The organism is Spongiibacter sp., from assembly GCF_984394615.1.
Genome location: NZ_CFHTQA010000073.1, coordinates 1 through 6,118, shown reverse-complemented (window position 1 = coordinate 6,118; position 6,118 = coordinate 1). Strand labels below are relative to the sequence as shown.

The following is a 6,118-nucleotide window of genomic DNA, read 5'->3' as shown; positions in this document are numbered from 1 at the left end:
CCTCCTATACGGAAGCGGCTCCTTGAAACCTGACAACCTATGTCAGGACGGGACATGAACATTCTTAAGCGTGAGTTTGGAACGTCAAGACGGCTTGTGTCAGCGTTCCGTTCAGCGGCGTTTCTGGCACAAGCGGTATTCAAGTGGTGCGATACGTCCTTGTATGCACCGGTGTCATCCCTGACATGCTCATCATAACTTTCTAAACAGTTCTCTCTAGTCGTGATCAGAGCGCATCACTGTGAGACATTGTCCATCCTGGCGCGCCGATTGCTAGGGACGTTCCACGCAGTCGCGGAGGATGGCCTCCATGCTACTGAACTGAAATGGGTAGCCTGACGACGCCAGTGCGGCTGGCACCACCCGCTGGGAGCTGAAGAACAGCTCCTGCATTTCGCCGAATAGCAGGGCGGCAACGGCTTGAGGCATTTGTAAAAAAAGCGGTCGATGCAGGGCGCGGGCGAGCTGCTGGCTGAATTCCTGATTTCTGACCGGCTCTGGGCTGACAAGGTTGTATACACCGCGACATTCCTCGTGATCGATAAAAAAACACAGTGCTTCGACCACGTCCCGCCGGTGAATATAGGCTTGCCACTGCTGTCCACTGCCAAAGCGGGTACCGAGTCCCAGTGCGAAAGCGGGCCGCATCTTGGCGAGTGCTCCCTGTTTTCTGTCTCGGTCCAGTACCACACCAAGGCGGGCGATGACGGTTCGACAAGGCAAATTATCGACGCAGGCTTCCCAGTGTCGGCAAAGCTCGGCGGAGAAGCCATTGCCAGCCGCACTGTTTTCGTCCAGTAGCGACTCGCCGCGGTCACCATAAACGCCGATGGCTGAGGCGCTGATAAAGCAACTTAGTGTCGGCCAGTCCCGACGCGCGGCTGAGACCAGCTGCCGTGTCGTCTGAACACGGCTGTCGAGCAGGCGCTGCTTCTGTGCGAGGGACCATCGGCGCTGGGCGATGTTCTCTCCGGCAAGGTTCACGACAGCATGGGGGCGCAAGCTGGCCAGTTCGCTGTAATCGTGGGGCTGCAGGTCTGGGTGCACCTCCGCGGGGAAGCATTTTTCCAGTTTCGTCTTGTCTCGCCCCAGTGCGTAGACGCCATAGCCTTTCTGCAACAGCGCGCGGCATAGCGCCTGTCCAACAAAGCCGCTGGCGCCGGAAATTGCGATCCACTTCTTTTCAGTCGCCGTCATTGCGGGTTTCCTCACAGATAGGCTTGCAGGGTGTTATTCAGGTAATTTAGCAGACGCTGTCTTTGGCGAGCGCTGGCAGCGGTGCCGGGGAGGACGTTGGCGGTATGTGCACGTCGGTCAAACCACAGTGCGTTGCTGGGGGGGAGCGAGGCGCAGGACGCCAGCCATACGATGGTATCTGCGCCCATTCGGCTGTCACGCAGCATGGCGGCTAGCCGCCGGTTAAAGGTGGGCAGCGATTTTGCTACGCCCGGGGTCGCTGCCCAGCCGGGGTGCATGGCATACACGGGTGTGACGCCGTCTGCGCTCAGCTCCTGACCGTAGGTGAACAGGGCGCGTTTCGCATGGGCGTAGGCACGACTGCCATCATAGGGAGACTGACGATATTCCATATCGTGTTCGCGCAAGCCGACGAGATACATGCCGCCGGAGACAACATTGATCACGCGTGAATGTTCATTCATGGCACTTGCCAATTTTCGGCATAACAATGTCGGGCTGAGCAGATTGACCGCCAGTGCCCGCTCATGGCCTTCGGGTGTTTCCTCTCGCTCTGAAAACAGTGCGCCAGCATTGTTAATCAGCACATCTATGTGCGAATGCTCAGCGAGAATGGCGTCGGCCGCACGACGGGATTCAGAGAGCGATGACAGGTCTGCTTCGTAGCAGAACACAGTGTTGGCATCGGTGCCGCTGGTGTCGAGAATGTGCTGACGACACTGCGCCATGCGCTCCCGGTTGCGTCCAATCAAAATCAGTGTGGCACCCAGTCGGGCCAGTTCACAGGCGGCACTCAGTCCCAGCCCGGCGGTCGGGCCGGTCAGTACCACTCGCTTGCCGTCCATGCGCTGACTGAGGGATTTGTCCGGCATCTGTTGATAGCCCCTGCGCCCGAAGTTCGGCAGCGCGGGGACAATAAGACGATCCTTAAGCGTCGCAAACAGCGACGGTGTCGCGTCCGGATGGGCTTTGGGAGACAGCGCATCCGAAATGCCTTTCGCCACTTTCTTGCCGAGACGGTTCAGGGCGGGCTTGAAGGCGGGTAACAGCGTATCGGGAATGCCGTGCAGTGTGAGTTCTGCCCGATAGCTGATTTCGGTCAGTTCGGGGCTGAGAGCGTCGAAGTATATTTCATCATACGCGGATAGCGCCCCCGGCTTGCTGGATTCTCCGTTCCCGCAGAGGGGCAGTGAGTAGCCACTAAGTACCAGGCGTTTGTTCGGTTCAGCCTCGAGCTGCTCGTAGCGCATCTGCAACTTGCGCTTGGGAATGTGAAAGACGAGCTGGTATTCGGTGCCCGAGTGTTCTGCTGCGCGAGCGCGCACTGGACCGGGTGTCAGCTTTTCTGCGCTGAATACGCCCGGGTCCCACTGAGGAATCGTGGAGAAGTCGCGAAGATAATTAAAACAATCCACCACGGGTCGATTGACCCGGATGCGTTCGAACAGGGTGTGCTTCATGCTGCGGCCCGGTGTGCGTTGAATTGACTTGGGTTTTACGCAGACCGTGGCGCGGGCAGATCAGCGCCTGTTCGATGTTATGACGTGGCTCAGCGTATATCGGGTATGTACAGCGCCAATACCAGCATGAAGCCTACTAACAGTGTCAAATGGTAGTTCAGAGTGTGCTTTATCATGGTACATATCCTTCGCAGTTGGACGCGGTTCCGTCCGCGGGCAGATCAGTTTTTCAGTAATTGCAGCAGGGGTGTACCCACAATTTTGGGATTAATTCGCGAAGAAAAATCACCCTGCACCAGGGCTGTGCGGCGCACCAAAATGACCTTAGAAAACCGGTCTTTTTAATAACGTTTGGGCATAAACAGGCCGGAAAACGGCTTTCGTAAAACTGGCGTGACGACCGGATACAGGCGGCGGCTTTCGCGCCGTATCTTCGGAGCCCGCCTAGGTTCGGGTGGCACGCCCGGCTTTGATTTCTGCAATCGTCGCGCGGATCACACTCATTGCTGGCATGAAATAGAACACCATAAACACCGCTATGGCCGGACCAGTTACGTCGAGTAGCTGTGCGCCGGCCAGCAGGAAAATGGTGAGATGAATCATCACGACGGACGCATACGCAGAGCTGGTGGCGCCGGGAATGGATAAGGCGTATCGCCCGCGGACGATATCCACAAACAGCGGAAGTTTGGCGGCCAGCAATAAGGCGAGGAAGTCGGGATAGTTCTGCAGGCAAATCCACAGATTGTCGACGCCAACTAGCAAGCTTCCGGGGCCACTGCTGCGGTCGGCTTGCAGCGGGAAAAACAGCTCAAGAAATATTGCGTGGACAAGGTGAAAGCCAAGAAAGTGAAGGCTGAAGAACGCCAGCAGGAATAGGCTGCCGGGCACGCCCAGTCCCTCACTGTCAGCATTTGATGTGCGCCCTGCGTAAAGGCCGGCGGCAATGACCGTGAGAATATGCAGATAGCCCGCGATCAGGCTGGTGCTCCAGAATGCCCAGATAACATCGCTCGCTCCCCAGCTGTTGATCGACAGCCAGAAAATAGACGCGATAAATAAGGTCAGGCGCCAGAGGATATTTCTCATCACCATGGCGCTCGGTAATGGGTGGCTTAGCGGCGGCAGTGTCATACGCTATCAGGCGCTCTTTCCCAGATTTCGATACGCAGCGTGCGGGCGATGAGTGATGCATCGTGCCTCAGCTGTTTTTCATTGCCATGGTCAAGCAATCGTATGCGCGAGCCATCTTTCAGCACGAGGTTGAGCTGATATGAGCACCACCCCGTGTGGCTCGTGGCAACGGTTTTGCGAGCGGTTGACGAGCGGGATATCCAGCGGGAGAGAATTTGGACTCCCGCGATGTCTGACAGCGCACCGCAGGATGAGTCCGAGCGGCGTAAGTCCTTGGGAGGGCGGTTACCGGAATAGAAGCGTCGCGTGTGCAAATCAAACGTGAACGCATCTCGCGCGAAAAGTGAGCGCAGCCCGGTGATGAAGAAAACGGCAACGAACAGCAGGCCAAGCGCCACACCTGGCCAGCGACTTCCTTCCGTCCCCAACAGCATTGAGAAAACGACAATCGCCAGCGGTGCAAACAAGACAGACAGCGCAATAAGTATCAGGCCAATGAGCCGCTTGCCCAATGCCGGGCGAACGCAAAGTCCGGTTCCTGTGCGCAGTACGCGGTAATTTGCGTAATTGGCCGATGCCGTTGAGTTGGATGCCCAGCTCAGTTTCCTCGCCGTGGACTCCTCTGTGGGTGACCATCGCTGTTCAACGGAACCGTCGGGCAAGCTGCGTCGCAGTTGGTTCATTTGCGTATAACCGTGCGATTCAATAACGTCCAGCTGGCGTCATACTCAATGGGAGCCGAATCTCTCAGATGATGGGTAATGTCGAGCGTGAGGGCTTCCACATCGCTATCAGAAAAGGTTTCCAGACAGACTGTCACTGGCCGCGACGCAGTGTGCAGGCCAAGCCAGGGCGTGGTATTCACGGCGGAAAACGTTACGCTCGTAATCGTTGACCAAGGGAAAAACAGCGCCTGCTTCCGCTGCTCCAGCGACAAGCCCTCCGTTGATATGCTGATGGCACCCACGCCCCCCAGCCACTGCCGTAAACCAAACATTCCCCAAGCCAGAGCAAAGCCAAATGGCGCAGCAGAGAGCGAGATCCATGGCTCCACGCTTGCGACAAAGTGCAAATAAAGCGGGGCTGCGATCGCGGCGATCACACCGGATATATTGGCGTTGAGATGTGTTGCCGATGTTGATGTCGAGGTATATCGGTGTGTCGTGCCATCCGTCATAGTTTTGCTCTGAGTGTTCGGCGTCTTGTTATCAGTTCTGGAAGCAGATCTCGGTAATGTCATCTCGGCGATAGCAGCGTGGTTCAGACGCGGGTGGGTTATAGCTGGGTTTCCAGCGCAGCAGGTTTTGGAAGGCGGCGTCGGCAGCCTGTTTGCGTTTTTGTTCAGCCTCAAAGCGGCGCTGTGCGGCGGCTCGCTGTTGCTGTGCAAGCCGCTGATCGCTGAAGAATTGATAGATCATACTCGCAGGGGCCTGGGCACAAACTGACAGCCCCGTTCTGCCGGATGAGTTGGCCAGCACGTCAAAGAGGAATTGCCAGTCATAGCGGGCATCGGTTTTTTGGGAATGCTTCTTCCCGTTCAGCCACGTTGCAAACGCAGAGCAATGTTCGGCAGGCACTACATTGTGCGGGTTATCGGGACGCTCATAGTGGTGCATGACGGTACGAACATAGTTTGACCAGTGATCAAGATTGCTGTTTCCGCGCGGCATATTATTTCGATAGTAAATGAACGGGTCCTGAGCCGGTTCAAAGGTTTTCAGTGACTGCGCCTGCACCCAGTTGCTCAGTGCCTTGGGAATCAGCGGACAGGCTTCGTCTTTGATGCGTGCCTGTTCATAGGCTAATGCCCAGCGCACCCCCGCGTCGGGGATTCGGCTCACTTCAGGCTTGTTAATGCCATGATGAATCAGGCCATAGGCAATTTGGCAGCCATTCAGGCCTTTGATGCGCTCAGCCACCGGGCGTTTAGCCCGATATGCAGCAATTCTCGCGGCCCAACGCTCTTCTTCCCGTTGCTTGGCCAATAACTCATCCAACTTCGCGACAATGGGGGTTGGGACGTAGGCGCCCTTAATGCAATCAGTCTTCGGGTTGAAGAACCGGGAATAGATCGCAAACTGTGAGAATGTCAGGGTATAGGCGTTTTTCTGAGCGATTTCGCAGCTTTCGGGAGTGAAGTCGTACCTCATGAAACCTGCTTCCTCCATGGATTTCTGTGCAGGATGATCGCTAAAACATCGGCCCAGGCCAACCGTACCCTCGGCGATGGCTTCATCTGGAGGAGACTGCGAGAAATAGTCGTTGAACCGGCCGAGATCCCGGTCGGACCAGTCACCGCGATCTTTTTTAAGAATTTTTGCGATTTT

Annotated in this window: 6 protein-coding genes; all 6 read right to left on the bottom strand. The window is 56.5% G+C overall.

What is annotated here, in order from left to right:
- Window positions 1–273 precede the first annotated feature (273 nt).
- Window positions 274–1,197, bottom strand: a complete 924-nt coding sequence (locus tag AC5DB9_RS16310; protein WP_272991364.1) for a TIGR01777 family oxidoreductase — start codon at window positions 1,195–1,197, stop codon at window positions 274–276.
- A gap of 11 nt (window positions 1,198–1,208) precedes the next feature.
- Window positions 1,209–2,657 carry an SDR family NAD(P)-dependent oxidoreductase gene (locus tag AC5DB9_RS16305; protein ID WP_272991366.1) on the bottom strand — a complete coding sequence of 483 codons (1,449 nt, stop codon included), beginning with the start codon at window positions 2,655–2,657 and terminating at the stop codon, window positions 1,209–1,211.
- 444 nt (window positions 2,658–3,101) lie between these two features.
- Entirely contained in the window at window positions 3,102–3,746 is a 645-nt protein-coding gene (locus tag AC5DB9_RS16300; RefSeq protein ID WP_272991368.1) for a DUF6498-containing protein, read from the bottom strand.
- A 41-nt stretch (window positions 3,747–3,787) separates the two neighbouring features.
- Window positions 3,788–4,474 carry a hypothetical protein gene (locus AC5DB9_RS16295; RefSeq protein ID WP_272991370.1) on the bottom strand — a complete coding sequence of 229 codons (687 nt, stop codon included), beginning with the start codon at window positions 4,472–4,474 and terminating at the stop codon, window positions 3,788–3,790.
- Window positions 4,471–4,968 carry a hypothetical protein gene (locus AC5DB9_RS16290; RefSeq protein WP_272991372.1) on the bottom strand — a complete coding sequence of 166 codons (498 nt, stop codon included), beginning with the start codon at window positions 4,966–4,968 and terminating at the stop codon, window positions 4,471–4,473. The genes AC5DB9_RS16295 and AC5DB9_RS16290 overlap by 4 nt, the downstream gene beginning before the upstream one ends.
- A gap of 31 nt (window positions 4,969–4,999) precedes the next feature.
- A partial coding sequence (locus AC5DB9_RS16285; protein WP_491732100.1) for a hypothetical protein occupies window positions 5,000–6,118 on the bottom strand: 1,119 nt, incomplete at its 5' end.

Excerpts from the sequence above, each read along its gene's own strand:
- AC5DB9_RS16310 (WP_272991364.1), bottom strand. The coding sequence starts at position 1,197 with ATGACGGCGACTGAAAAGAAGTGGATCGCAATTTCCGGCGCCAGCGGC.
- AC5DB9_RS16305 (WP_272991366.1), bottom strand. The coding sequence starts at position 2,657 with ATGAAGCACACCCTGTTCGAACGCATCCGGGTCAATCGACCCGTGGTG.
- AC5DB9_RS16300 (WP_272991368.1), bottom strand. The coding sequence starts at position 3,746 with ATGAGAAATATCCTCTGGCGCCTGACCTTATTTATCGCGTCTATTTTC.
- AC5DB9_RS16295 (WP_272991370.1), bottom strand. The coding sequence starts at position 4,474 with ATGAACCAACTGCGACGCAGCTTGCCCGACGGTTCCGTTGAACAGCGA.
- AC5DB9_RS16290 (WP_272991372.1), bottom strand. The coding sequence starts at position 4,968 with ATGACGGATGGCACGACACACCGATATACCTCGACATCAACATCGGCA.